The organism is Mycobacterium lacus (assembly GCF_010731535.1).
In the GTDB taxonomy this organism is placed as follows: Bacteria; Actinomycetota; Actinomycetes; order Mycobacteriales; family Mycobacteriaceae; genus Mycobacterium; species Mycobacterium lacus.
Genome location: NZ_AP022581.1, coordinates 338,660 through 364,300 on the forward strand (window position 1 = coordinate 338,660; position 25,641 = coordinate 364,300).

General features: G+C 66.8%; 25 protein-coding genes, 1 pseudogene and 1 riboswitch. Of the genes and pseudogenes, 16 read left to right on the forward strand and 10 right to left on the reverse strand.

Translation table 11 applies throughout. The features are described 5' to 3' along the window. Positions 1 to 6 precede the first annotated feature (6 nt). Positions 7 to 1,722 carry an alpha-keto acid decarboxylase family protein gene (locus tag G6N24_RS01650; protein ID WP_085156282.1) on the reverse strand — a complete coding sequence of 572 codons (1,716 nt, stop codon included), beginning with the start codon at positions 1,720 to 1,722 and terminating at the stop codon, positions 7 to 9. A gap of 35 nt (positions 1,723 to 1,757) precedes the next feature. On the opposite strand from G6N24_RS01650, the gene G6N24_RS01655 reads away from it, so the two are divergent. From G6N24_RS01655 to G6N24_RS01670, 4 genes are read left to right on the forward strand one after another with little or no spacing between them, the layout of a single operon-like run. After that, positions 1,758 to 2,201 carry an SRPBCC family protein gene (locus G6N24_RS01655; protein WP_085156279.1) on the forward strand — a complete coding sequence of 148 codons (444 nt, stop codon included), beginning with the start codon at positions 1,758 to 1,760 and terminating at the stop codon, positions 2,199 to 2,201. 5 nt (positions 2,202 to 2,206) lie between these two features. Then, complete coding sequence (locus G6N24_RS01660) at positions 2,207 to 3,286, forward strand: CaiB/BaiF CoA transferase family protein (protein ID WP_085156276.1); 1,080 nt, start codon at positions 2,207 to 2,209, stop codon at positions 3,284 to 3,286. 57 nt (positions 3,287 to 3,343) lie between these two features. Continuing rightward, on the forward strand, positions 3,344 to 3,808 hold the full coding sequence (locus G6N24_RS01665) for an SRPBCC family protein (protein ID WP_085156377.1): 465 nt from the start codon (positions 3,344 to 3,346) through the stop codon (positions 3,806 to 3,808). A 51-nt stretch (positions 3,809 to 3,859) separates the two neighbouring features. Beyond that, on the forward strand, positions 3,860 to 4,294 hold the full coding sequence (locus tag G6N24_RS01670) for an SRPBCC family protein (RefSeq protein WP_085156273.1): 435 nt from the start codon (positions 3,860 to 3,862) through the stop codon (positions 4,292 to 4,294). Between the two features lie 7 nt (positions 4,295 to 4,301). Here the strand turns inward: G6N24_RS01670 and G6N24_RS01675 are convergent, their stop codons facing one another. Further along, the gene (locus G6N24_RS01675; RefSeq protein WP_085156270.1) at positions 4,302 to 5,477 is read right to left on the reverse strand and encodes a pyridoxal phosphate-dependent aminotransferase; all 1,176 of its coding nucleotides are present in this window, start codon (positions 5,475 to 5,477) and stop codon (positions 4,302 to 4,304) included. A 416-nt stretch (positions 5,478 to 5,893) separates the two neighbouring features. Here G6N24_RS01675 and G6N24_RS01680 point away from each other — a divergent pair, with 416 nt between their 5' ends. Together G6N24_RS01680 and G6N24_RS01685 are read left to right on the forward strand one after the other, a co-directional pair. Then, the gene (locus G6N24_RS01680) at positions 5,894 to 7,105 is read left to right on the forward strand and encodes an acetyl-CoA C-acetyltransferase (protein WP_085156267.1); all 1,212 of its coding nucleotides are present in this window, start codon (positions 5,894 to 5,896) and stop codon (positions 7,103 to 7,105) included. 4 nt (positions 7,106 to 7,109) lie between these two features. After that, entirely contained in the window at positions 7,110 to 9,257 is a 2,148-nt protein-coding gene (locus G6N24_RS01685; protein ID WP_085156264.1) for a 3-hydroxyacyl-CoA dehydrogenase NAD-binding domain-containing protein, read from the forward strand. Between the two features lie 54 nt (positions 9,258 to 9,311). Here G6N24_RS01685 and G6N24_RS01690 read toward each other — a convergent pair whose 3' ends face one another. Next, positions 9,312 to 10,526 (reverse strand): FAD-dependent monooxygenase, encoded by a 1,215-nt coding sequence (locus G6N24_RS01690; protein WP_085156262.1) that lies wholly within the window; start codon positions 10,524 to 10,526, stop codon positions 9,312 to 9,314. Positions 10,527 to 10,605: 79 nt separating this feature from the next. Here G6N24_RS01690 and G6N24_RS01695 point away from each other — a divergent pair, with 79 nt between their 5' ends. Further along, positions 10,606 to 11,142: a TetR/AcrR family transcriptional regulator gene (locus G6N24_RS01695; RefSeq protein ID WP_085156259.1), complete on the forward strand. Its 537-nt coding sequence runs from the start codon at positions 10,606 to 10,608 to the stop codon at positions 11,140 to 11,142. A gap of 31 nt (positions 11,143 to 11,173) precedes the next feature. Continuing rightward, positions 11,174 to 12,157, forward strand: coding sequence for an LLM class F420-dependent oxidoreductase (locus G6N24_RS01700; protein ID WP_085156256.1), 984 nt, complete (start codon positions 11,174 to 11,176; stop codon positions 12,155 to 12,157). Here G6N24_RS01700 and G6N24_RS01705 read toward each other — a convergent pair. Then, the gene (locus G6N24_RS01705; protein ID WP_232070668.1) at positions 12,154 to 12,318 is read right to left on the reverse strand and encodes a hypothetical protein; all 165 of its coding nucleotides are present in this window, start codon (positions 12,316 to 12,318) and stop codon (positions 12,154 to 12,156) included. The two genes, G6N24_RS01700 and G6N24_RS01705, sit on opposite strands and share 4 nt — an antisense overlap. A gap of 70 nt (positions 12,319 to 12,388) precedes the next feature. On the opposite strand from G6N24_RS01705, the gene G6N24_RS01710 reads away from it, so the two are divergent. Next, positions 12,389 to 12,811 carry a Zn-ribbon domain-containing OB-fold protein gene (locus G6N24_RS01710; RefSeq protein ID WP_085156253.1) on the forward strand — a complete coding sequence of 141 codons (423 nt, stop codon included), beginning with the start codon at positions 12,389 to 12,391 and terminating at the stop codon, positions 12,809 to 12,811. A gap of 1 nt (position 12,812) precedes the next feature. After that, positions 12,813 to 13,958, forward strand: a complete 1,146-nt coding sequence (locus G6N24_RS01715; RefSeq protein WP_085156250.1) for a thiolase family protein — start codon at positions 12,813 to 12,815, stop codon at positions 13,956 to 13,958. Between the two features lie 73 nt (positions 13,959 to 14,031). Here G6N24_RS01715 and G6N24_RS01720 read toward each other — a convergent pair whose 3' ends face one another. Further along, complete coding sequence (locus G6N24_RS01720; RefSeq protein ID WP_085156247.1) at positions 14,032 to 15,666, reverse strand: DNA repair helicase XPB; 1,635 nt, start codon at positions 15,664 to 15,666, stop codon at positions 14,032 to 14,034. Positions 15,667 to 15,678: 12 nt separating this feature from the next. Beyond that, positions 15,679 to 17,946 carry a helicase-associated domain-containing protein gene (locus G6N24_RS01725; protein ID WP_085156244.1) on the reverse strand — a complete coding sequence of 756 codons (2,268 nt, stop codon included), beginning with the start codon at positions 17,944 to 17,946 and terminating at the stop codon, positions 15,679 to 15,681. Between the two features lie 175 nt (positions 17,947 to 18,121). On the opposite strand from G6N24_RS01725, the gene G6N24_RS01730 reads away from it, so the two are divergent. The 4 genes from G6N24_RS01730 to G6N24_RS01745 are packed head-to-tail and all read left to right on the forward strand — an operon-like array spanning position 18,122 to position 19,747. After that, positions 18,122 to 18,322 (forward strand): hypothetical protein, encoded by a 201-nt coding sequence (locus tag G6N24_RS01730; protein WP_139822176.1) that lies wholly within the window; start codon positions 18,122 to 18,124, stop codon positions 18,320 to 18,322. An 8-nt stretch (positions 18,323 to 18,330) separates the two neighbouring features. Then, positions 18,331 to 18,843: a cyclic pyranopterin monophosphate synthase MoaC gene (moaC, locus tag G6N24_RS01735; protein ID WP_085156239.1), complete on the forward strand. Its 513-nt coding sequence runs from the start codon at positions 18,331 to 18,333 to the stop codon at positions 18,841 to 18,843. Beyond that, complete coding sequence (locus tag G6N24_RS01740; RefSeq protein ID WP_085156234.1) at positions 18,843 to 19,325, forward strand: MogA/MoaB family molybdenum cofactor biosynthesis protein; 483 nt, start codon at positions 18,843 to 18,845, stop codon at positions 19,323 to 19,325. The genes moaC and G6N24_RS01740 overlap by 1 nt, the downstream gene beginning before the upstream one ends. Further along, the gene (locus G6N24_RS01745; protein WP_085156231.1) at positions 19,322 to 19,747 is read left to right on the forward strand and encodes a molybdenum cofactor biosynthesis protein MoaE; all 426 of its coding nucleotides are present in this window, start codon (positions 19,322 to 19,324) and stop codon (positions 19,745 to 19,747) included. The genes G6N24_RS01740 and G6N24_RS01745 overlap by 4 nt, the downstream gene beginning before the upstream one ends. Positions 19,748 to 19,776: 29 nt before the next feature. Here the strand turns inward: G6N24_RS01745 and G6N24_RS01750 are convergent, their stop codons facing one another. From G6N24_RS01750 to G6N24_RS01765, 4 genes and pseudogenes are all read right to left on the reverse strand, one after another. Next, positions 19,777 to 20,769, reverse strand: coding sequence for a transglycosylase family protein (locus tag G6N24_RS01750; RefSeq protein WP_163745385.1), 993 nt, complete (start codon positions 20,767 to 20,769; stop codon positions 19,777 to 19,779). An 8-nt stretch (positions 20,770 to 20,777) separates the two neighbouring features. Then, positions 20,778 to 21,001: riboswitch (cyclic di-AMP (ydaO/yuaA leader) on the reverse strand. A 207-nt stretch (positions 21,002 to 21,208) separates the two neighbouring features. Next, positions 21,209 to 21,478 carry a MoaD/ThiS family protein gene (locus G6N24_RS01755; RefSeq protein WP_085156225.1) on the reverse strand — a complete coding sequence of 90 codons (270 nt, stop codon included), beginning with the start codon at positions 21,476 to 21,478 and terminating at the stop codon, positions 21,209 to 21,211. A 1-nt stretch (position 21,479) separates the two neighbouring features. Continuing rightward, on the reverse strand, positions 21,480 to 22,562 hold the full coding sequence (gene moaA, locus G6N24_RS01760) for a GTP 3',8-cyclase MoaA (protein ID WP_085156222.1): 1,083 nt from the start codon (positions 22,560 to 22,562) through the stop codon (positions 21,480 to 21,482). A 38-nt stretch (positions 22,563 to 22,600) separates the two neighbouring features. Continuing rightward, positions 22,601 to 22,711: pseudogene (locus tag G6N24_RS01765) on the reverse strand (YccF domain-containing protein); the annotation flags it as partial. 163 nt (positions 22,712 to 22,874) lie between these two features. On the opposite strand from G6N24_RS01765, the gene G6N24_RS01770 reads away from it, so the two are divergent. Together G6N24_RS01770 and G6N24_RS01775 are read left to right on the forward strand one after the other, a co-directional pair. After that, positions 22,875 to 23,282: a cold-shock protein gene (locus tag G6N24_RS01770; protein ID WP_085156217.1), complete on the forward strand. Its 408-nt coding sequence runs from the start codon at positions 22,875 to 22,877 to the stop codon at positions 23,280 to 23,282. A 297-nt stretch (positions 23,283 to 23,579) separates the two neighbouring features. Next, entirely contained in the window at positions 23,580 to 25,532 is a 1,953-nt protein-coding gene (locus G6N24_RS01775; protein WP_085156214.1) for an acyl-CoA dehydrogenase family protein, read from the forward strand. Positions 25,533 to 25,641: the final 109 nt, after the last annotated feature.

Below are 25,641 nucleotides of genomic sequence, written 5' to 3' on the forward strand. Positions count from 1 at the left end.
GTCGCCTTAGCGACCCTCACGCCCGTCCGGCGACATGGGTCCCACGAGTTGGCTTAGCAGGTGGGGGATCTCGAGTCGCGGCAAGACAACCTCTACCAGCACCAGCCGATCCTTATGCTGCGCTGCCGCGGTGAATGCGTCGTCGAGTTCGCCATAGGTGCGCGCCCGGAATGCGAGGTGATTGGCCACCCCCAGCGCAACGGGTATCTCGGTCCAATTCCAGCGGACGATGTCGTTGTAGGGAGCGGTCTTTCCGTGGATCGCGCGTTCGACGGTGTAGCCGTCGTTGTTGACCACCACGATGACGGGGGATAGCCCCTCGCGGGAGAAGATGCCGAGTTCCTGGATGGTCAGTTGCGCGGCTCCATCGCCGATGAGCAACACCGTCCTGCGGTCCGGGTGCGCCATCGCGGCCCCGACCGCCGCAGGGAGCGTGTAACCGATTGAGCCCCACAATGGTTGGCCGATGAAGGTGACCCCCTGCGGCAACCGGTGGTCCGCCATGCCGTAAAACGAGGTCCCCTGATCGGCGAGGACCACGTTTCCCGGTGTGAGCGCCGCGCAAAGCCGGTCCCACACCATCTGCTGGGTGAGCGGTTGATCGCGCGCCGGTGTTTCGGCGGGCGGGTCTACAGACGGTGCCGCCACGGGTGGCGAACTGATCCCACGATGCGCCAGGATCGTGGCCAGTGCCTGAAGCGCGGCGCCCATTTCCAGCGGCGCGAAGACCTCGCCGGCTACGCTGCTTTGGTACTGCCCGACATCGATGGTCCGGGACGGATCGATCCGCTGGCTGAAGAAGCCGCTGACCATGTCGGTGAACACCACGCCCGCCATCACGAGCACGGGCGCCTGCTCGATTGCCCGGCGCACCGGTTCGGCGCTGGCCGACCCGGCGTAGATTCCCAGGAAGTTGGGCGAACTCTCGTCGAGCAGACTCTTTCCCCACATCAACGTGGCGTGCGGCACCACGTCGGCCGCCAGCAGCGCTTCGAGTTCTTGGACGGCTTGCAGGCGATGGACCAGCAGGTCGGCCAGCACGGTCAACCGGTGGTCGGCAATCAGTTTGGTCGCGGCCTCGGTGAAGAGCGTCAGTGCGCGTGGGCTGGTGCCGCCGGTGTAGCGCGGCAGCGGCGCGCCGGGTGGCTCGGTGGGGAAGCGCGCCACGTCGGTGGACATCAGGATGTACCCCGGCCGCTTCTGCTCCCGCACCTCGCACAGCACGCGGTCGATCTCTCTGCAGGCCGTCGCGGGCATGAGATTGGCTTGGGCACAGGTGATTTCGCGGCTGATCCGAAGGAAGTGCTCGAAGTCGCCGTCGCCGAGTGAGTGGTGCAGGGCCCGGCGGGTGCCCTGGGCGTCTTTGGAGGGTCCGCCGACGATGTGCACCACGGGCACGTGCTCGGCGTAGCTACCCGCGATCGCATTGGTCGCCGAGAGTTCGCCCACTCCGAATGTCGTTACCACAGCTGACATTCCGCGCAGCCGGCCGTAGCCGTCGGCCGCGTATCCGGCATTCAGCTCGTTGGCGCTGCCCACCCAGCGAACGGCCGGATGGGCGACGATGTGGTCGAGGAACTCCAGGTTGTAGTCGCCGGGAACGCCGAAGATTTCGGAGACACCGAGTTCGGCGAGGCGGTCGAGCAGGTAGTCACCCACGGTGTAGACGGGACCAAAGGAGGGATTTGTCACGGAATCGACGGTACGCCCGGTTGAAACCATTCCCGCCGTGACGCCATTTCGCTATCGTCGGCGCCATGGCAGTCAAGGATTCCCGCGAAGTAGTCATCGAAGCGACTCCCAAGGAGATCCTCGACGTTGTGGCCGACGTCGAGGCGATGCCCGAGTGGTCGTCGATCCATGAGAGCGCCGAGGTGCTCGAACGCGACGAGCGGGGTCGGCCGCGGCGTGCCCGGATGAAGGTCAAGACGGCCGGCGTCACCGACGAGGTCGTGCTCGCTTACACCTGGCGCGACGACGGCGTCACGTGGACGCAGGAAAGCGCGAAAGCGTCTCGGTCCCAGGAGGGGGGATACACGCTCACCCCGGAAGGCGACAAGACGCGGACGAAGTTCGATCTGAAGCTGGATCCGAGCGTGCCGCTGCCCGGCTTTGTGATCAAGCGTGCCATCAAAGGGGTCCTGGAGCTGAATACGGACGGGCTGCGCCAGCGGGTGCTGAAGGTGCAGAAGGGTAAGTAGTCCTGGTGACTGGTGGGGGGCCACTGGCCGGGGTGAAGGTGATCGAACTCGGCGGCATCGGACCGGGGCCGCATGCCGGGATGGTGCTCGCCGACCTCGGTGCCGATGTGGTGCGGGTGCGCCGTCCCGGCGGCCTGACGATGCCGTCCGAGGATCGCGACCTGCTGCACCGCGGGAAGCGGATCGTCGACCTGGACGTCAAGACTCACCCGCGGATGCTGCTGGAGTTGGCCAGCAAGGCCGACGTGCTGCTGGACTGCTTCCGTCCCGGCACCTGCGAGCGACTCGGCATCGGACCCGCCGACTGCGCGGCGGTCAATCCGCGACTGATCTTCGCGCGCATCACCGGCTGGGGACAGGATGGGCCGCTGGCTTCGACGGCCGGCCACGACATCAACTACCTGTCGCAGACCGGTGTGCTGTCGGCGCTGGGCTATGCTGACCGGCCGCCGATGCCGCCGCTGAACCTGGTCGCCGACTTCGGCGGCGGCTCCATGCTGGTGCTGCTGGGCATCGTGGTGGCGCTGTATGAGCGGGAACGTTCGGGCAAGGGCCAGGTCATCGACGCCGCAATGGTCGACGGGGTCAGCGTGCTGGCGCAGATGATGTGGACGATGAAGGCGATTGGCAGCCTGCGCGACGAGCGCGAATCGTTTCTGCTCGACGGCGGCGCCCCGTTCTACCGCTGCTATGAGACCTCCGACGGCAAGTACATGGCCGTCGGGGCCATCGAGCCGCAGTTCTTTGCGGAGCTGCTGACCGGGCTCGGTCTGTCGCCCGACGACGTGCCCAATCAACTCGATGTCGGCTCGTATCCGCGGATGCGCCGGGTCTTCGCCGAACGGTTTGCCGGCCGGACCCGGGACGAGTGGACCCGGGTTTTCGCCGGCACCGACGCATGCGTGACGCCCGTGTTGACCTGGAGCGAAGCCGCCGCAGGGGCCCAGTTGACCGCCCGATCGACGGTGATCACCGCGCACGGAGTAGAGCAGGCCGCCCCGGCTCCACGTTTCTCCCGAACACCCGCCGGACCGGTCGGGCCGCCGCCCGCCGCGACGACACCGATTGACGAAATCGGATGGTAACCAAGTATTGCGCTCAACCCCATCCGCAACCGGGGTGGCGTTGCTAGCTTGGACTTGGTGGCCGTACAAGTATCGCGGGAATTCGTCATCGATGCGCCCCCCGAGAAGGTCATGGAGGCGCTGTCAGATGTCGGCGTCCTGACGTCCTGGTCACCGCTGCACAAACAGGTGGAAGTAATCGACTATTACCCCGACGGTCGGCCCCACCATGTGAAGGCCACCGTCAAGATCCTGGGACTCGTCGACAGAGAGGTTCTCGAATATCACTGGGGGCCGGATTGGGTGGTCTGGGATGCCGACCAGACATTCCAGCAACACGGACAGCACATCGAGTACAGCGTCAAACCCGAGGGTGTCGACAAGGCCCGGGTACGTTTCGACATCACCGTCGAACCGGCGGGACCGATTCCCGGTTTCATCGTCAAGCGCGCAAGCGAGCATGTATTGGATGCCGCGGCCAAGGGGCTGAACAAGTTGCTTCTCGGCGGTGGCGATCAACGCGAAGCGGACGACGCGACGTAGTCGGCTGTCGGCGGATCCGCGCACGGGGCCGTGATTGCTAATTTGATAGCAGTGGCCGTACAAGCATCGAGCGAAATCGTCATCGACGCGCCCCCGGAAGCGATCATGGAGGCGCTGGCCGACATCGACGCGGTGCCGTCGTGGTCTTCGGTGCACAAGCGGGCCGAAGTCGTCGACACCCATCCCGATGGCCGTCCCCACCACGTGAAGGTCACGGTCAAAGTGGTGGGCCTCGTCGACACGGAATTGCTCGAGTACCACTGGGGACCGGACTGGATGGTGTGGGACGCCACAAAGACCATTCAGCAACACGGCCAGCACGGCGAATACAACCTGTTTCGCGAGGGTGACGACAAAACCCGGGTGCGATTCACGATCACGGTCGAACCATCCGCGCCGCTGCCGGAGTTCCTGGTCAACCGGGCTCGCAAGAAGATCCTTAGCGCCGCGCTGGAGGGACTGCGAAAGCGGGTGATGGGCGATTAGGGCGGGCCTACCGAGCGTCGCGCAGTGAGCCCAGCCGCCTGATCGCCTCGTCGAGGGTGTCGTCGCGCTTGCAGAAGGTGAAGCGCACCAGGTGATTCCATACGTCAGCGCGGTCGGCCGTGGGATCACAGAACGCCGACATCGGGATGGCGGCCACCCCGACCTTTTCCGGTAGTGCCGCGCAGAACGCCGTGCTGTCGTCGTACCCCAGCGGCCGCGGGTCGGCGCACAGGAAGTACGTGCCGTGGCTATCGTGCACCGCGAAGCCGATGTCGGTCAGCCCCGACGACAGTCGATCGCGCCTGGCCTGCAAGCAGCCGCGAAGCGCGGCGACCCAGGTGTCCTCGGTGTTCAGCGCCAGGGCCACCGCCGGCTGGAACGGCGCGCCGCCGACATAGCTCAGATATTGCTTGGCCGCGCGTACCGAAGCGACCAGTTCCGCTGGGCCGCAGGCCCATCCGATCTTCCAGCCCGTGCAGTTGAACATCTTGGCCGCGCTGGAAATTGTGATCGTGCGCTCGGCCATGCCGTCGAAGCCGGCCAGCGGCAGGTGTTGGTGGCCGTCATATACCAGGTGCTCATAGACCTCGTCCGCAATCACCAACAGATCGGCCGTCACCGCGATCTCCGCAACGGCCGCCAGCTCGGTCGCGCTCAGCACCGCGCCGGTCGGGTTGTGCGGCGAGTTGACGATCAGCGCCCGGGTCCGGGGTGTCAGCGCGCGCCGTAATGCGTCGGCGTCCAGCGCAAAGCCGCGACCATCCGGGACCATCGGCGCGGCCACCCGGTGCGCTCCCGCCATCGCCACCACCGGCGAATAGGAGTCATAGAACGGCTCGATCAGCAACACCTCCGAGCCGGGCTCGACAAGGCCGAGGACCGCTGCCGCGATGGCCTCGGTGGCCCCGACCGTCACCAACACCTCGGAGTCGGGGTCGTAATCGACGCCGAAATGCCGCCGCCGCTGGGCAGCGATGGCCTGCCGCAATGCCGGGATGCCCATCCCCGGCGGGTACTGGTTGACGCCATCGGCGATGGCGTCTTGGGCGGCCTTAAGCATCCCCGGTGGTCCGTCCTCGTCGGGAAACCCCTGCCCGAGGTTGACCGCGCCGACGCGCGCGGCCAGCGCCGACATTTCGGCGAACACCGTGGTCGCATAGGGTTGCAGTCGCGACACCGTCATGGCGGTCGAGCGTAGACCCGAGCGGAGATGCGACGCTGTTGTGCCGCGACTGTCGATCGGCACACATAACGTTTACCACATCCGCCACATTGGCCTCATTGGCCACTGCGCGGGCAGATGGTCTTTTTGCCCACCTCATAGCGACAATGCGTGGATGCGATCGCTGGTTGGTGTCTGTCTGTCGCTATGAGGTGGGCAAATCGTGTGCCCGGTGGTGTAGAGACTGATGTGGCAACTGCGACCAAAGTGACGTTGTGGCGACGGGTGTGCTGTTGTAGGCGTACCTGACCAGCGAAGTCCGGCCCAACCAACAGGTTGGCCGACGGCCCTGTTAGTGTGCCCGTACTGGACCTACTCTTTAAGACGGATCCGAACCCACCCCCTTTTGATTTGCAACAGTTGGAACAGGAATCGACATGTCCGAAGAAGCCTTCATCTACGAGGCCATCCGCACACCCCGTGGCAAGCAAAAGAACGGAGCGTTGCACGAGGTCAAGCCGCTGAGCCTGGTCGTCGGCCTGATCGAGGAGCTGCGCAAGCGCTTTCCCGACCTCGACGAGAACCTGATCAGCGACGTCATCTTGGGGTGTGTTTCGCCGGTCGGTGACCAGGGCGGCGACATCGCCCGCGCCGCGGTGCTGGCGTCGGGCATGCCCGTCACCTCCGGCGGTGTGCAGCTCAACCGGTTCTGCGCATCGGGCCTGGAGGCCGTCAATACCGCCGCGCAGAAGGTGCGCTCCGGCTGGGACGACCTGGTCCTGGCCGGCGGTGTGGAGTCGATGAGCCGGGTGCCGATGGGATCCGACGGCGGCGCCATGGGGCTGGACCCGGCGACCAACTACGACGTCATGTTCGTCCCGCAGGGCATCGGTGCCGACCTGATCGCCACCATCGAGGGCTTCTCCCGCGAGGATGTGGACGCCTACGCGTTGCGCAGCCAGGAGAAGGCCGCCGAGGCATGGTCGGGCGGCTACTTCGCCAAGTCGGTGGTGCCGGTCCGCGACCAGAACGGCCTGCTGATCCTCGACCACGACGAGCACATGCGGCCGGACACCACCATGGAGGGGCTGGCCAAGTTGAAGCCGGCCTTCGAGGGCCTGGCGGCGTTGGGTGGCTTCGACGACGTCGCGCTGCAGAAGTACCACTGGATCGAGAAGATCAACCACGTGCACACCGGCGGCAATAGCTCCGGGATCGTCGACGGCGCCGCTCTGGTCATGATCGGCAGCGAGGCCGCCGGCAAGTCACAGGGCCTCACCCCGCGGGCGCGCATCGTGGCCACCGCCACCAGCGGCGCCGACCCGGTGATCATGCTCACCGGCCCGACGCCCGCCACCCGCAAGGTGCTCGAGCGCGCCGGGCTGACCGTCGACGACATCGACTTGTTCGAGCTGAACGAGGCGTTCGCCTCCGTGGTGCTGAAGTTCCAGAAGGACCTCAACATCCCCGACGAGAAGCTCAACGTCAACGGCGGGGCGATCGCGATGGGCCACCCGTTGGGGGCCACCGGTGCGATGATCCTGGGCACCATGGTCGACGAACTGGAGCGCCGCAACGCCCGGCGTGCGCTCATCACGCTGTGTATCGGTGGCGGCATGGGCGTCGCGACGATCATCGAGAGGGTGTAAGCGCATGGCAGACAACACAATCCGGTGGGACAAGGATGCCGACGGCATCGTCACGCTCACCATGGACGATCCCTCGGGGTCGACCAACGTGATGAACGAGGCCTACCTCGAGTCGATGGGCAAGGCCGTGGATCGCATTGTCGCCGAAAAGGATTCGATCACCGGCGTGGTGGTCACCAGCGCGAAGAAGACGTTCTTTGCCGGCGGTGACATAAAGACGATGATCCAGGCTAAGCCCGAAGACGCCGGAAACGTCTTCGACACCGTGGAGACGGTCAAGAAGCAACTGCGCACCCTGGAGACTTTCGGCAAGCCGGTCGTCGCCGCCATCAACGGGGCGGCCCTTGGCGGCGGCCTGGAGATCGCGCTGGCCTGTCATCATCGGATCGCCGCCGACGTCAAGGGCAGCCAGCTCGGCCTGCCCGAGGTCACGCTGGGGCTCTTGCCCGGCGGCGGCGGGGTGACCCGCACCGTGCGGATGCTGGGTATCCAGAACGCCTTTGTCAGCGTGCTGGCGCAGGGCACGCGGTACAAGCCGGCCAAGGCCAAGGAGATCGGACTGATCGACGAGGTGTTGCCGACGGTCGAGGAGCTGGTACCCGCCGCCAAGGCCTGGATCAAGGCCAACCCGGACGCGCACGAGCAGCCGTGGGACAAGAAGGGCTACAAGATGCCTGGCGGCACTCCGTCGTCGCCGGCGCTTGCGGCCATCCTGCCGTCGTTCCCGTCGAACCTGCGCAAGCAGCTCAAGGGGGCGCCGATGCCCGCGCCGCGGGCCATCCTGGCCGCCGCCGTAGAGGGTGCACAGGTCGACTTCGACACCGCCACCCGCATCGAGAGCCGGTACTTCGCCTCCCTGGTCACCGGCCAAGTCGCCAAGAACATGATGCAGGCGTTCTTCTTCGACCTGCAGCACATCAACTCCGGCGGGTCACGGCCCGAGGGCATCGAGAAGACCCCGATCAAGAAGATCGGTGTGCTGGGTGCCGGCATGATGGGCGCCGGCATCGCCTACGTCTCGGCCAAGGCCGGCTACGACGTGGTGCTCAAAGATGTGAGCCTGGAGGCCGCCGCCAAAGGCAAGGGCTACTCCGAAAAGCTGGAAGCCAAGGCGCTGGAGCGGGGACGCACGACCGAGGAAAAGTCCAAGGCGCTGCTGGACCGGATCATCCCGACGGGTGACGCCGCCGACCTCGCCGGCGTCGACTTCGTGGTCGAGGCCGTGTTCGAGAACCAGGAACTCAAACACAAGGTGTTCCAGGAGATCGAGGACATTGTCGAGCCCAACGCGATCCTCGGGTCCAACACGTCGACCCTGCCGATCACCGGTCTGGCGGCCGGCGTCAAGCGGCAAGAGGACTTCATCGGGATCCACTTCTTCTCGCCCGTTGACAAGATGCCGCTGGTGGAAATCATCAAGGGCGAGAAGACTTCCGACGAGGCGCTGGCCCGGGTGTTCGACTACACCCTGGCGATCGGCAAGACCCCGATCGTGGTGAACGACAGCCGCGGCTTCTTCACCTCCCGTGTGATCGGGACCTTCGTCAACGAGGCGCTGGCGATGCTCGGCGAGGGCGTCGAGCCGGCTTCGATCGAACAGGCGGGGTCGCAGGCCGGCTACCCGGCGCCGCCGCTGCAGCTGTCCGACGAGCTCAACCTGGAGCTGATGCACAAGATCGCCGTCGCCACCCGTAAGGGCGTCGAGGACGCCGGCGGCACCTACGAGCCGCACCCGGCGGAGGCGGTCGTCGAGAAGATGATCGAACTCGGCCGCTCCGGCCGGCTCAAGGGAGCCGGCTTCTACGAGTACGTCGACGGGAAGCGGTCCGGCCTGTGGCCAGGGCTGCGGGAGACGTTCAAGTCCGGCTCGTCGACGCCGCCGCTGCAGGACATGATCGACCGGATGCTGTTCGCCGAGGCGCTGGAGACCCAGAAGTGCCTTGATGAGAACGTGCTGACGTCGACGGCCGACGCCAACATCGGGTCGATCATGGGCATCGGCTTCCCGCCGTGGACCGGTGGCAGCGCGCAGTTCATCGTCGGCTACACCGGCCCGGCCGGCACGGGCAAGGAGGCGTTCGTCGCCCGGGCCCGTGAGCTGGCGGCGAAGTACGGCGACCGCTTCCTGCCACCGGACTCGCTGACCGGCTAGTTTCTGCGCCGAGCAGACATAGAATCCCGCGACACGCCGTGCCTGCGTGCGATTCTATGTCTGCTCGCGCACCAAGGCGTAGTCCTTGTATTGCATGGAGTCGTGCAACCGCGCGCCCTTGGTGTTCATCTTCGCGATCGCCCTGGTGAGCCCCGAGGGAAGTGCCGAGATCAGCTGACCGGCGCGGGTCAATGCCCAAACGCCGGCCCGGGAGCCGGGGACGATGGTCTTGCTGGCCGCACGCGCAAAGGCGCGGCTGCGGCGCACCGGTTCACCCATGTGCCGCTCGTATTGCGCGAACGCCCGCCCGTAGTCCCCACCCGCCTCGGCCAGTTCACCCGCCAGCACGTAGGCGCCCAGCACCGCGATGCTAGTGCTGCCGCCGACGGCGGGTCCCGGACAATACCCGGCGTCACCGACCAGTGCGACCCGTCCGCGCGACCAGGTGTCCAGCCGCAACTGGGTGATCGAGTCGAAGTAGAACGCCGGCGTGCGGTCGACTTCCGCGAGCCAACAGTCGACCCGCGGGTGCATACCGGTGAACGCTGCGCGCAATAACTCCTTCTGCCGCGAGACATCTCGGTAGTGGTATGTCAGTTCGTCCTTGCTGCGGAAAAGGAACACCACTCGCGCGTCGTCCAGGGGTTGCGCGGTGTAGATCATCGCGACGCGGCCGGCGCCGAGGTGGGTAACGGATTCTCCGTCGCGCGCAAGCATTTTCGGCACCGAAATCACCGCCAGGTACCCACCGAGGAACTCGGTGTGTCCGGCGTCGTCACCGAAAACCAGGCGCCGGACGTTCGAGTGCAGCCCGTCGGCGCCGACCACAACGTCGAACTTTCGCGGTGCGCCGCGCTCGAACGTCACTTGGCCGTCGGGGGCTATGGCGGTGATCGAGTCACCGAACACGTACTCGACGTCGTCGCGGCCGGCGTCGTAGTAGACCTCGCCGAGATCGTCTCGCATGATCTCCACGTGTCGGTCGGATGCGGCGTTGATGATCTTGGTGATATCGATCGTTGCCGGTCGTGCAACGCCCTCGCGATACAGCGTCATCGTGTTCGTTCCGGTGGCAAGTGCCTCGATCTGTGGCAGCACGCCCATCTTCGCCGAGATCTCCATCGACGGCCGGAATAGGTCGACCGCGTGGCCACCGGTCTTGCGCAACTGCCCCGCGCGCTCGACGACGGTGACCTCGAAACCGTAGCGGCTAAGCCAGTACGCCAGCACCGGGCCGGCGATGCTGGCCCCAGAGATCAGAATGCGCACGACGACCTCCCGGAACTTCTCTAAGTTAGGTAAGCCTAACACATCACTTACCTATCGGTAAGTCAGTTAAGCTCGTTCGGTGAGCAGGCCCCAGTCGGACACCAGGCAACGGATCCAAGAGGTCGCTCGCGAGCTATTCCTCCGCCAAGGTGTGCAGCGCACCAGCCTGCAGGACATCGCCGACCAACTCGGCATCACCAAACCCGCGCTGTACTACCACTTCACGTCGCGCGAAGACCTGGTGCGCAGCATCGTGGTGCCGTTGATCGGAGAGGGTGAGCGATTCGTCGCCGACCAGGAGAAGCGTGGCGACGTCGATGTCTGCCGGTTGGTGGAGGGCTACTTCGATTTTCATTACCGGCACCGGCAAGACCTGAAGCTGGTGCTGGCCGAATTGACGATGCTGGCCGACCTCGGCCTTATCGACACCGTGCTGGCTTGGCGCGAACGGCTGGGCCGGCTGGTGTTCGGCCCGAGGCCGACGCTCGCGCAAGCCACCCGCGCCGTCGTTGCCTTCGGCGGCCTGCAGGACTGTTGCATCAGGTTTCCCGACGCGCCCCACGAGGAGTTGCGTGCGTGCTCGGTGGAAGCCGCGCTGGCAGCGCTGGATATGTGAGGCCGGATGGGGCATCGCTAGAGTCACCCCTATGCGCTTTGGTCTGTTCATTCCGCAAGGCTGGCGAATGGATCTCGTCGGCATCGAACCCGAGAAGCACTGGGCGGTGATGCGCGACCTCGCCGGCTACGCCGACGGCGGCGCCTGGGACTCACTGTGGGTCTATGACCACTTTCATACCGTCCCGTTGCCGAGCGGTGAGGCCACTCACGAGGCGTGGTCGCTGATGTCGGCGTACGCCGCGACTACCTCGCGGATCAAGCTCGGCCAGATGTGCACGGCGATGAGCTACCGCAATCCGGTATACCTGGCCAAGGTTGCGGCGACCGCCGACATCATCTCCGGCGGCCGAATTCAGATGGGTATCGGCGGCGGCTGGTACGAACATGAGTGGCGCGCTTATGGTTACGGCTTTCCGTCGGCCGGTGTGCGGTTAGGTCGGCTGGACGAAGGAGTGCAGATCATGCGGGATGCCTGGCGCCACGGCAAGGTCAGCTTCGAGGGCACGCACTACCAGGTCGACGGTGCGATTGTCGCTCCAAAGCCGTTGCAGGACGGAGGGATTCCGCTGTGGATAGCCGGTGGAGGCGAGAAGGTGACGCTGCGCATTGCGGCGAAATACGCCCAGTACACCAACTTCGCGCCGGAGCCTGCGGCATTCGCCCGCAAGTCGGCGATATTGGCAGCGCACTGCCGCCAGCTGGGCACCGACTTTGACGCCATCGTGCGCTCGGCCAACTTCACCGCCGTCGTCGGTACGTCGGATGCCGACGTCAAAGAGCGGCTGCGGCGGGTGCGCGACCGTGTGGTCGGCTATGTGCCCGAGGCGGCGGCGGATGCGATGGTTGGCGGCCTCCCGGATTCGGCGATGGGCACACCCGAACAGGTGATCGAACGGATGGCGAAGGTCCGCGACCTCGGCTGCGAATATGCGATCTGCTATTTCCCCGAGGCCGCGTATGATCGCTCCGGGATCGAACTCTTTGAACGCGAAGTCATTCCCGCGCTGAGCTAGACATCGATCGTGACGTACGTCGTCTTGACGGGAGGCGCGGCCGGCAGAGCAGGGAGCTGCGTCAGCCGACCTTCGTCGGCGCGGAATGTGCGATCGGCCTCTTCGTGCTCGACCGTCTCCCAGAGTTCGTAGACCACCCGCAACGAGAACGTAATTTCCAATAATCTGGAATGCTGTTGTACGGTTTGGTGAGCAGCATTATTCCCGTCGCCGAGGACGGAGGATCCCGCGATGCAGAAGACGCTTGCCCCCGGTATCTCAACGTGGCCTGATGAGGATCCGCAGCTGATTGGCAGTCGCTGCGAGGCTTGTGGCGCCACGACATTTCCGGTGCAGCGGTGGTGTCCACGCTGCAGTGGTGGGCAGATGGGCGAAGTGTTGCTGCCGCGGCGCGGCAGCCTGGTGGCGTGGACCACCCAGGGTTTCCCGCCCGGGCCCCCCTACGCCGGTCCAACCGGCAGCGATTTCGTGCCGTTCGGCGTGGGCCTGGTCCAACTGGGTGAGGTGATCCGGGTCGAGGGGCGGCTGACCGAGAACGACCCGACCAAACTGCGGTTCGGCCAGGAGGTCGAGCTCACCATGGTGCCGTTGACCATTGACGAGGAGGGCGCCGAGGTCATGACCTTTGCGTTCCGGCCGCTTCAGGGAGCCTGAGATGACGAACGACGTGGTCATCATCGGCGTGGGCCTGCATCCCTTCGGTAGGTTCGACAAGACGGCCATGCAGATGGGCGCGGAGGCCATCCAATCCGCGCTGGCGGACGCCGGGTGTGAGTGGAAGGACATCCAGTTCGGCTTCGGCGGCAGCCACGAGGTGTCCAACCCCGACGCGGTCACCAGGCTTGTGGGGCTGACCGGCATTCCGTTCACCGACGTCTTCAACGCCTGTGCGACCGCGGCCAGTGCCATTGCGCAGACCGTGAACACCATCCGGTTGGGCAAGTACGACATCGGCATCGCCATCGGCTTGGACAAGCACCCTCGCGGCGCGTTCACCGACGACCCCGCCAAACTGGCGCTGCCGCAGTGGTATGCGCGGAACGGGCAGTTCGTCACCACCAAGTTCTTCGGGATGAAGGCCAACAAGTACCTACACGACCACAACATCTCCCAGGCCACGCTGGCCAGGGTCGCCGCCAAGAACTACCGGAACGGCGCGCTGAACCCAAATGCCTTCCGTCGCAGGGCGCTTCCCGAGGATGAGATCCTCAACTCGGCCGTGCTCAACTACCCGCTGACACAGTACATGTTTTGTGCGCCCGACGAGGGCGCCGCTGCGGTGATCATGTGCCGTGCCGCCTTAGCCCATAAGTTCACCGACAAGCCGGTGTACGTGCGAGCCTGCGAGATCCGTACCCGCCGCTACGGCGCCTACGAAGTGCACGCCACGTTCGCTCCGGTGGACGAGGACGCCTCGCCGACGGTATACGCCGCTAAGGCCGCCTACGAGGCTGCGGGCATCGGACCCGAGGACATCGACATCGCCCAACTGCAGGACACTGACGCCGGCGCCGAGGTCATCCACATGGCCGAGACGGGTCTGTGCGCGGACGGCGAGCAAGAGAAACTTGTGGCCGATGGGGCCACCGAGATCCACGGCTCGATGCCGGTCAACACCGATGGCGGGCTGATCGCCAACGGCGAGCCCATTGGAGCGTCGGGGCTGCGGCAGACACACGAGCTGGTGCGCCAGCTGCGGGGCGAGGCGGGTGAGCGTCAGGTGCCCGGCAACCCGCGCGTCGGCCTGGCGCAGGTCTACGGCGCACCGGGCACCGCGTCGGCGACCATCCTGTCGCTCTAGCAATGGCGGCGAGCAGTCGCAAAAGCCCCCGAAACAACGGGGTTTCGGGGCTTTTGCGACTGCTCGCCCCAATCTAAATCGCGTCGGCGTCGCGGATGATGTAGCCGTAGCCCTGCTCGGCCAAGAATCGCTGCCGGTGGGCCGCGTACTCGGCGTCCAGGCTGTCGCGGGCCACCACGGAGTAGAAGATGGCCCCACCGCCATCAGCCTTGGGCCGCAGCAGCCGGCCCAGCCGTTGGGCTTCCTCCTGGCGTGAGCCAAACGTTCCCGAAACCTGCACCGCCACAGCGGCTTCCGGCAAGTCGATGGAAAAGTTGGCGACCTTGGAGACCACCAGCCTGGAAACCTCGCCGCGACGGAAGGCGTCGAACAATGCTTCGCGTTCGGCGGTCTTGGTCGCGCCCTGGATCACCGGAGCGTTCAGCTCGACGCCAAGCTCGTCGAGCTGGTCCAGGTAGGCGCCGATCACCAGGGTCTGCTCGCCCGGGTGCTTCTCCAGAATCGACTTGACCACAGCGATTTTGGTGTGCACCGTCGAGCACAGCCGGTAGCGCTCTTCGGGCTCGGCGGTGGCATACATCATCCGTTCGCTGTCGGTCATCGTGACCCGGACTTCGACACACTCCGCCGGCGCGATCCAGCCCTGCGCCTCGATGTCTTTCCATGGTGCGTCATAGCGTTTCGGGCCGATCAGGGAGAACACGTCGCCCTCGCGGCCGTCCTCCCGGATCAACGTGGCGGTCAAGCCCAGCCGCCGCTTGGACTGCAGGTCGGCGGTCATCCGGAACACCGGCGCCGGCAGCAGGTGGACCTCGTCGTAGATGATCAGTCCCCAGTCGCGGCTGTCGAAGAGTTCCAGATGACGGTACTCGCCCTTGGTGCGGCGGGTGATCATCTGGTACGTCGAGACGGTGACGGGCCGAATCTCCTTGCGCTCCCCGGAGTATTCGCCGATCTCGTCCTCGGTCAGGGAGGTGCGCGCGACCAGCTCGCGTTTCCATTGCCGGGCCGCCACGATGTTGGTGACCAGGATGAGCGTTGTCGCGCTGGCCCGCGCCATCGCGGCCGCGCCGACCAGCGTCTTGCCGGCGCCGCACGGAAGGACGACCACGCCCGAGCCGCCGGACCAGAAAGCGTCCGCGGCCATCTGCTGGTAGTCGCGCAGGTGCCAGCCCTCCTGCCGCAGGCTCATGGGATGCGCTTCGCCGTCGACGTAACCGGCGAGATCCTCTGCGGGCCAACCGATCTTGAGCAGCAGCTGCTTGAGGCGGCCGCGCTCGCTGGGGTGGACGACGACGGTATCGTCATCGATCCGCGCGCCCAGCATTGGGGTGATCTTCTTGTTGCGCAGCACCTCCTCGAGCACCGCACGATCCAGGCTCACCAGCGTCAGGCCGTGCGCCGGGTTCTTGACCAGTTGCAGCCGGCCGTAGCGGGCCATGGTGTCGACGATGTCGACGAGCAGTGGTTGGGGCACCGCGTAGCGGGAGAAACTGACCAGCGCGTCGACCACCTGTTCGGCATCGTGGCCAGCCGCACGGGCGTTCCACAACGCCAGCGGTGTGATGCGGTAGGTGTGCACATGTTCGGGTGCGCGTTCCAGCTCGGCGAACGGCGCGATGGCCGCGCGTGCCGCACTGGCCAGCTCGTGGTCCACCTCGAGCAGTACCGACTTGTCGGACTGCACGATCAACGGCCCGTCAGGCATGAGACCCATTATTCAGTCGTCGGCCGACATCACCGAGGTGATGCGGTGGATGGCGAACTCGCGCAGCCGCCCGGACGACGAATCGTAGGCCGTCAGCTGACCACCCCGTATCACGATCGGCGACACCACCCGTTGGGTGGCCACACCCGCGGCGTCAAGATAGCCAATCAACACCGTGGCATCGTCCTTGGCCGCGCGCTGCAACAGTGACATCGTGACCGCGGGGTCGACGCGGATGGTGCCGAACGGTGCGGCGGTCACCCTGCGCAGCACCGAGACGAGGGCGTTGAGTGTTTCACGGCCCGGGCGCGCCAGGGGACGGTACGGCCGGCGCTGGTGCGGTGCGGGCACCCGGGCGCCGCGCGTCCGGACGTCGACGATCGCGCCAGTGGAGTCTTCGGCGGCCGGGGCGAAGCCCGCCGCCCGCAGCGCGATCAGCACTTCGGATATCGGTGCGGGAGACACCGCCACCGTCGGAGTCAGGGCGCGCAGCGCCAGCCCGTCGGCGGCGGGCGCCGCGACGGCCTGGGCCAGCAGCGCGGGGTCCTCGCACCGCACGAATGACGCGGCCATGCCTACGCGAAGCTGCCCATGCCGGCGTGCGACGTCATCGATAAGATATGTCAGTCCTTGCGGCACCGGCGTTTTCGAGTGCTTCGCGAAGAGTGCATGCATCCAATCGCGGGTCTTACCGACGTCAAGCGCGTGCCGGATCGAGGGCTCGCTGATGCGATACACCATCGCGGTGCCCGCCGATTCGACGGTGGCGACCGTTGCGAGGTCGTCGGCGAGGTCGCGCTGAAGTGGCCCGGGTACCACGACGGTCAGGTCGGCCTGCACCAGGAAGTGGTCGATCGGTGCGGGCAGCGCCCGCGTCATCGCGTCGACCGCCGCGGCGGGGGCTCCGGCCGGCTCTAAGGCTTCTTGCAGTAGCGCCCGGCCGGGTGTGCTGATCGCCCCGCGACCCACCAAACCCAGCGCGTGGCCCTCGGCCAGCAGGTCCCCGATGGGTCCTGGCTGTAGCCGCCTGGCCCACCGCGGACGCCGCCAAATCAACGCCGCCGACGCCTCGGCGGCGTCGACACCGGCGCCGGCGGGCAGCTCGGCGAGCATGCCGAGCAACAGCCGGCGGTCCAGTGGGGCCGCCGTAGAGAACAGCGAATCCGAAAGGGCGCCATAAGTTTTGGCGTCAGGGCCGCGGCTGCCGATCAACGCGGGCCGAGCCGGGAGGTCGAGCCAGGTCCTCGCTAGTAGATGCCAACGCTCGGCGGCCGGCATCGAGGTGAACCGATCGGCGGCCACCGTTGGCGCCCAATGGGGTCCGTCGCCCTGGGGTGGCTCGGGATCGGGCTTGCCGCTGGCGATCAGTCCGGCCGCGTCCGCAACCTCGAGGATCAGGCCCAGCCGCGGTTCGTCGATGCCGGTAGCCTTGGCCAGCCGCTTGACGTCGCGAATTCCCAGTCCGCCGCTGCGTAGCTCGGCAACCGGTGCGGCGCTGAGGGTTTCGAGTAGTACTTCGAGTTCACGAAGCAGGTCGATGACGGCGCCGGCCGCCGCGGCATCGACATCGTCGGGCGCAGTGGTGCAGACCACCGGGTCGGGTGCGATCAGTTGGATCGGACCCGGGTTTTCGCCGCGCAGCACCTGACCCACGTGGCGGGGCAGGATCACCGTCTCGGCATCGATGCGTCGCAGCAGGCCCAACGCCAGCAGTCGCGGCACCGGCCGGTCCGCCTGCGCGCCGGGCGCGGCGTCACGGGTACGCCCCATCGGGGACCCTTCTGCCAACTTCTGCAGCACATTCCGCTGCGCGTCGTCGAGCTCGGCGATCAGCTCGGCGATCTGCTCCCCGGTGAGCGAGCCGTCCTCCAGCGTGACCTGCCCCGGATGCCAGGGCAACGCCGTGGCGGTGCCGGCCGCCACCCGGACTGCGGCTTCGCCCCAGACCAGGGCGCGTTCCTTGAGGGCCGTGAGCGCGTCGACCACGTCGGCTTGGGCGGCGCGGTCACCGATCAGCGACAGCAGCTTGGCGATCGGCACCGGCGCGGTATCGGCCTGCAGCACCAGCAATGCGTCCAGCACTCCCAGCTGCAAGAAGTCGAGCTCATCGGCTGCGGCCTTGACCGATTGACGGGCCTGAGCGCGTGCGGCCAGGGCGGCAATGCTGCCCGGTGGCGGCTGAGAAAGGTCCGGCCGCAGCTCCAGCAGCCGAATCAGCCGCTCGTCGGGCAAGTCGGCCAGCCAGGACCCCAGCGGGATATCCGGGGTGTTTTCCGTCATTGTTGACCAGGGTAGGGGGTTGACCAGGGTAGGGGGTTGACCAGGGTAGGGGGTTGACCTGGGGTAAAGCAGCCGGCGGACCGTCACACCCGGTGACCGGGCGGGCGGGTGAGTCGGTTCACGAGTGGCCAACCTTGCGCCACGCGCGCCGGTGGGACCTGTCAGAATGGACCGCGTGGCTGACATTGCTGAAGGCAAGGAACGCAAGACCAAGTACGTGGACCCCGGCTGGCCGACCACGGATCCGGACGACCACGCCGTAAGCGAACTCGTGACCGACCGCACGGGCGCGCTATCACCCTTCGGTGAATTGGTGTTCCCGATGCCCGCCGACCACCTGCCATACGTCCACCCGGTGACGGTCGTCAACCGCTAGGTGCCGGGATGGCCAGGGCTTCCAGGGCATCCAGAAACCCGGCGAGCTGCGAGCCCGCACCGCTGTCGCACCTGGATGAGCGGGGGGCAGCGCACATGGTCGACGTCACGGAAAAGGGAGCCACCAGGCGCACCGCCGTTGCCGCCGGTTCGTTGCGTACCTCGGCGCACGTGGTGGCGCTGATCTCGACCGGCGGCCTGCCCAAGGGTGACGCGCTGGCCACCGCGCGGGTGGCGGGCATATTGGCGGCCAAGCGGACCAGCGACCTGATTCCCCTTTGCCACCAGCTCGCGCTCACCGGCGTCGACGTCGATTTCACCATCGGCGAGTCGGCTATCGAGATCAATGCGACCGTGCGCAGCACCGACCGCACGGGGGTGGAGATGGAGGCGCTGACCGCCGTCAGCGTGGCGGCCCTGACGCTCTACGACATGATCAAGGCGGTCGACCCGGCCGCTGCCATCGATGACGTCCGCGTGCTCCGCAAAGAGGGCGGCAAGACCGGAACCTGGACACGGTGATGGGCGCCCGATCGGCACGGGTCATCGTCGCCTCCACCCGCGCGTCGGCCGGTGTGTACGACGATCGGTGCGGCCCGATTATCGCTGAATGGCTTGGGCAGCATGGGTTTTCGCCTGTGCAACCGGAGGTGGTCGCCGACGGAGAGCCGGTCGGCCAGGCGCTGCGCGGCGCCCTCGACGCCGGCGTCGACGTGATCATCACCTCGGGTGGCACCGGCATCTCGCCCAGCGACAGCACGCCGGACCAAACCGCGGCGGTGCTGGACTACATGATCCCCGGGCTGGCCGACGCGATCCGCCGCTCGGGCTGGCCGAAGGTGCCGACGTCCGTGTTGTCGCGCGGGGTGTGTGGTGTGGCCGGACAGACGTTGGTTGTCAACCTCCCCGGGTCGCCGGGTGGGGTGCGCGACGGCCTTGCGGTGCTTGCCGAGGTGCTGGATCATGCGCTCGAACAACTCGCCGGCGAAGATCACCCGGGATGACGCTGGTCCTGCGCGCGGCCCTAACCGACCAACCGATCTCCTTGGCCGAGCACGAGGACCTGGTCCGCCACCAATCGGCGGGTGCGATCGTCGGATTCGTCGGCATGATCCGCGACCACGACGGTGGGCGCGGGGTGTCGCGGCTCGAATACTCCGCGCACCCGTCGGCCGCTGAGGTCATTGCCGACGTCGTGGCCGAGGTCGCCGCGGAGTCCAGCGGCGTGCGCGCCATCGCGGCCAGCCACCGGATCGGCGTCCTGCAGATTGGTGAGGCGGCCCTGGTGGTCGCGGTCGCCGCCGACCATCGGCGTGCGGCGTTTGCCACCTGCGCGAAGCTGGTGGACACCATCAAGGCGCGGCTACCGGTTTGGAAGCACCAGTTCTTCGACGATGGGACCGAAGAATGGGTGGGTTCGGCCTAACGCAGCGGGCAATCTGACGCCCTACGTTGTCAGCCAATAACCGATGATGGCTGAGCGAGCGCGTCGAGCGCGTCGTTTCCGCTCACGTCCTGCGCCCGGATCGCCTGCCACACTTGCTTCGTGAAAGCGACGGTCGACACCTGGTGGATCTCCACGGGCGGGTTCTGGTCCTCGTCGGGTGCCGGCAGCGGGACGTCCACCAGTTCGGGTGACTGCGATCCCGCCTCGATGACCGATGGGGCGTCGGGAGCGGGCTGCTCGCCCGGAGCGGGCGGTGTCAGGTCTTCGGGGGGCGCGGGCGGCAGGTCCTCCGGCGGCGCGGGCTGCTCGCCCGGAGCGGGCGGTGTCAGGTCTTCGGGGGGCGCGGGCGGCAGGTCCTCCGGCGGCGCGGGCTGCACGCCCGGAGCCGGCGGTGTCAGGTCTTCGGGCGGCGCGGGCGGCAGGTCCTCCGGGGGAGCCGGCGGCAGGTCCACTGGCAGGTCGTTGCTGGCCAACTCCACCGCGGGAGCCGGGTCGGCCGGCGGCGCGGGGTCAGCGGGCGGTGGCGGCGGTGCGGGCTCGTCCGCGGGCGGCGGGGCCAGCGGAGCCGGTTCACCGTTGACCGCGGGCGCGTCCAGCGGCGCGTTCGCCTGCGAATCGGAAAGAACGGCGCGGGGCGTCGGACCCGACAGCGCCCTACCACACACCGGCCAGGCGCCGCGGCCCTGGGTTGCCAGCACCCGCTCGGCGACGGCGATCTGCTGATCCCTCGTTGCCAACTGGGCCGACGGGGCGTATTCGCCGCCGCCATGCGCGGCCCAGGTACCGGCGGTGAACTGTACGCCGCCGTAGAAGCCGTTGCCGGTGTTGATCGACCAGTTGCCGCCGGACTCGCAGCGGGCTACCTGGTCCCATTCGCTGTCGGTAGCGGCGGCCGCCTGGCCGGCCATGGCGATACTGCCGCCACCGAGCACGGCTCCGGTAAACGCGATTTTGGCGACGCTGACGCTCGAGGTGGTGGGCTTACGGTGACGTCCGCTCATACGTCGGTAATTCCTCTCTATACACGCCTGCGAGGTCAGCTGTCGGGTTCGGGTTGGATTCAAACCAGAGAGGTCACCCGGCCAGCGTCGTACTTCGGCGAGACGACGTCGGCTTCACCCCAAGGAGCCACCGCGCGGCTCCGGTCCGATCTCGGCGGACCTGGTGGGTCCCCCGCCTCCATCCGCGGTCGGAATCCCTCGCCTATTGGATGGAGCTCGGCGCGTTATAGGGAGGGAAGCACGCCATCGGGCGCTGGCGGGCTTCCGCAGACGGTAGCGGTTTCCGGCGATCTCGTCACCTGTCGGCTTTTTCGGCGTTTCCGCCGCCGAAGTCCGGGAAAAGGCCAGGAAAACATGGCGTTTCCGCAGTTCAGACGGCTTCGCAATCGGAGCGTGTCCCGCCCGTTATTGTTCCGTTACGTGAGGTATTTCACACCGCTCAGCCGCCGGCGAAGGGCGGGAGTACGTCAATGGTGTTGCCGGCGGATAACGCTGTGGCCTCATCTCGGACGGCAATCCCGTCGCAGAGATAAGAGCACCGGCTCAACACCGCTGCGAGACGAGCCCTGCGCACCGCCAGGCCGTCGACCAGCTCGGCGACCGTCGTGCCCGGCCGGAGCGTCAGCGTCTCCGACTCGGCGCCCGCAGCCGCCCGCGCGGCCGCGAAGTAGCGGACGGTCACCTGAATTCCGGCCGATGTGTCGGGCACCCTAACCGCCGATCGCGCTCATTGGGCGGTCCGGCTGGACGAATCCGGGGTCGTTGATGCCGTGGCCGGCCGGCTTGGCCCACATCGCGGCGCGCCACGCCGCCTCGATCGCGTCATCGTCGGCGCCGCCGCGCAAGAGGCCCCGAAGGTCGGTCTCCTCGGTGGAGAACAGGCAGCTGCGGATCTGTCCGTCGGCCGTCAGCCGGGTGCGGTCACAGTTCGCGCAGAAGGCATGCGACACCGAGGCGATGACGCCAACCTTCCCGGCCGGTGTATTCGGGCCGTCGTCAACCAGCCAGAGCTCGGCTGGAGCCGAACCCCGCGGCGCCGGATCGGGCCGCAGCCGGAAGTGAGGCCGCAGCGCCGCCAGGACGTCGTCGGCACTCAGCGCGGCGTCACGCCGCCACTCGTGCCCCGCGTCCAGCGGCATTTGCTCGATGACCCGTAGCTGGTAGCCATGGTCGAGGCAGAACCTCAGCAATCCGACGACATCCTCGCGACCGGTGGCCGGGTCGAGCACGGCGTTCACCTTGACGGGCGACAGCCCGGCGTGCTTGGCGGCGGCCAAGCCGTCCAGCACGTCAGCGAGCCGGTCTCGACGGGTGATGGCCGCGAAGCGGGCGCCGTTGACGCTGTCCAGGGACACGTTGACCCGGTCCAGGCCTGCCGCTGCCAGAGCGGCTGCCCGCCGTGCCAGCCCCACGCCGTTGGTGGTCAGCGAGATCTCCGGGCGGGGCCGCAGACTGGCCGCGGCCGCGATCACCTCCTCGAGATGCCGGGCCAGCAGCGGCTCACCGCCGGTAAACCGAACGCTGGTCACACCGAGCCGGGTGACGGCAATGCCCATCAGCCGGGCCAGCTCGTCGGGTCGCAGCACCTGTTCGCGGGGCAGCCAGTCCAGTCCCTCTTCCGGCATGCAGTACTTGCAGCGCAGATTGCAGCGGTCGGTCAGCGACACCCGCAGGTCGGTGGCGACTCGGCCGAAAGTGTCAATCAACGGGCCAGTCTGAGGTGCGGTCCGCGCGGCGGCAATGTCGTCCGGACGGCTGCGCACCGTCGGTAGGCCCAACGCGGTCAGCGTCATGCGGCTGCCCGCTCGGGAGTGGAAACGATAGCAGCGGTAAAGGGGATGGTGACGAGGAGCGAGAAGCTCACAAGTGCCGCGGCCAGGTAGCCGGCGGCCGACCAGAGGCCACCGAAGACGGGCCAGACGACGTTCAGGATCACGCGCATGCCTCCTCCAGCGGTAGTGCCAGCCTACCCAGCCACCGGTAAGAGGGGTGCTCGGCGGGCGAGCACCCGAGTAGGATCTGACATCATCATCGCGTCCTGCGCGTTGCGGGACGCGTCTTCTGTTGCCGATTCCCAGTAACCGTCAGACAAGCAGGTGAGACCAGTGCCGACCGGCAAGGTGAAGTGGTACGACTCCGAGAAGGGGTTCGGCTTCCTGTCGCAGGAGGACGGCGAGGACGTCTACGTCCGTTCGTCGGCGTTGCCCGCGGGTGTCGAGGGGCTCAAAGCAGGCCAGCGCGTAGAGTTCGGCGTCGCTTCCGGGCGGCGCGGGCCGCAGGCATTGAGCCTCAAACTGATCGATCCGCCGCCCAGCCTCTCCCGGACTCGCCGGGAGGCCCCGGCCGAGCACAAGCACAGCCCCGATGAGCTGCACGGGATGGTCGAGGACATGATCACTTTACTGGAGAGCACGGTGCAGCCGGAGTTGCGCAAGGGTCGCTACCCGGACCGCAAGACGGCTCGGCGGGTGTCCGAGGTGGTCAAGGCGGTGGCCCGAGAGTTCGAGGCCTAGCCCGACGACGATGCGCGCCGCGGAGCAGCGCGAATCCGCGGCGTCTTGTCACATCCGCCACATTGGCCTCTGTCCGGCCGGATGTTCGTCATGCCCATCTCACTGCGACACACACCCGGCCGTCGCCGCGACCAACGAGACGCGATTGGGCCGGTCGTGCCCGCGCTGAGGCCGGGCAATTTCAGCTCATCCGGCGACCCAGAACCGACACGTGCGCCGCGAAGCTACCGGCGCGTAACATTCGGGCAGACACCGGGCACCTATGCCTCGATGTGATTCGTTAGCGAGGAGGCGACGATGGCACAGCAAGCGCAGGTCACCGAGGAGCAGGCAAGAGCCCTTGCCGAAGAATCCCGCGAAAGTGGTTGGGATAAACCATCTTTCGCCAAGGAGCTGTTCCTCGGCCGCTTCCCGCTGGAGCTCATACACCCGTTCCCCAGGCCGTCGGACGCCGAGGAGGCTCGCATCGAAGAGTTTCTCGGCAGGCTGCGGGAATTTCTCGACACCATCGATGGCAGCGTCATCGAGCGTGACGCGCAGATTCCCGATGAGTATGTGAAGGGCCTCGCCGAGCTGGGCTGTTTCGGCATAAAGATACCGTCGGAGTACGGCGGCCTGAACATGTCGCAAGTTGCGTACAACCGCGCACTGATGCTGGTTTCGTCCGTTCATCCTAGTCTCGGAGCGTTGCTGTCGGCCCACCAGTCGATCGGGGTACCCGAACCACTCAAGCTTGCCGGGAGCCCGGAACAGAAGCGAAAATTCTTGCCGCGCTGTGCCGCTGGCGCCATATCGGCGTTCCTGCTCACCGAACCGGACGTGGGCTCTGACCCGGCGCGCCTGGCCTCCACGGCGACGCCGGTCGACGACGGCCAGGCCTATGAGCTCGAGGGCGTGAAGTTGTGGACCACCAACGGCGTGGTCGCCGAACTGTTGGTCGTCATGGCCCGGGTACCCAAGAGCGAGGGGCATCGAGGGGGAATCAGCGCATTCGTTGTCGAGGCCGACGCACCCGGGATCACCGTCGAGCGGCGCAACAAGTTCATGGGACTGCGCGGCATCGAAAACGGGGTGACCCGGCTGCACCGCGTTCGAGTCCCCGCCGAAAACCTGATCGGGCGCGAAGGCGATGGTTTGAAGATCGCGCTGACCACACTCAACGCCGGACGGCTGTCCTTGCCCGCGGTCGTCACCGGGTCCTCCAAGTGGTCGCTGAAGGTAGCGCGGGAATGGTCCCGCGAGCGGGTGCAGTGGGGAAAGCCGGTCGGCAAACATGAGGCGGTTTCCAGCAAGCTCGCCTTCATAGCCGCCACCACTTACGCGCTCGATGCGGTGCTCGAGCTGGCCGGCCAGATGGCCGACGAGGGGCGCAACGACATCCGGATCGAGGCGGCGCTGGCCAAGTTGTGGTGCAGCGAGATGGCCGACGTGATCGTCGATGAGCTGTTGCAGATCCGCGGGGGCCGCGGCTACGAGACCGCGGAGTCCCTAGCCGCGCGTGGGGAGCGCGCGGTACCGGTGGAGCAGGCGGTGCGGGACCTGCGGATCAACCGCATCTTCGAAGGCTCCAGTGAGATCATGCGGTTGCTCATTGCGCGTGAGGCGGTCGACGCTCATTTGACTGCGGCCGGTGACCTCGCGAACCCTAAAGCCGATCTGCGACAGAAGGCCGCCGCGGCGGCTGGGGCGAGCGGCTTTTATGCAAAGTGGTTGCCGAAACTGGTTTTTGGGGAAGGCCAGCGACCCACGGCGTACCGCGAGTTCGGCGCCTTGGCCACGCATCTACGTTTTGTCGAGCGCTCGTCACGCAAGTTGGCCCGCAACACCTTCTACGGGATGGCACGCTGGCAAGCCGGCCTGGAGCAAAAGCAAGGATTCCTCGGGCGCATCGTCGATATCGGTGCGGAGTTGTTCGCCATGTCCGCGGTATGTGTGCGCGCCGAGGCGCAGCGAGCCGCCGATCCGGCCGAAGGCGAACGGGCATACGAACTGGCCGAGGCGTTCTGCCAGCAGGCCACCCTGCGGGTCGAGGCGCTGTTCCACGCCTTGTGGAGCAACACCGACGGCATCGATGATCGGTTGGCAAACGACGTCCTTGAGGGCCGTTACACCTGGCTGGAGCGGGGGATTATCGATCAGTCGGAGGGCACGGGACCGTGGATCGCGCACTGGGAACCGGGTCCGTCCACCGAGACGAATCTGGCCCGCCGGTTTCTGACGGTGTCGCCACCCGCGCAGACAACAGTGTGACTCCCTCATTTCCGATTCACCGAATCGGTTGTGCGCCAAGGCTTGTTGATGCCAATTGTGGCTACAACTCCTCGTCCCTGGTCGGTACAGGCCTAGCCACACAGCCGCG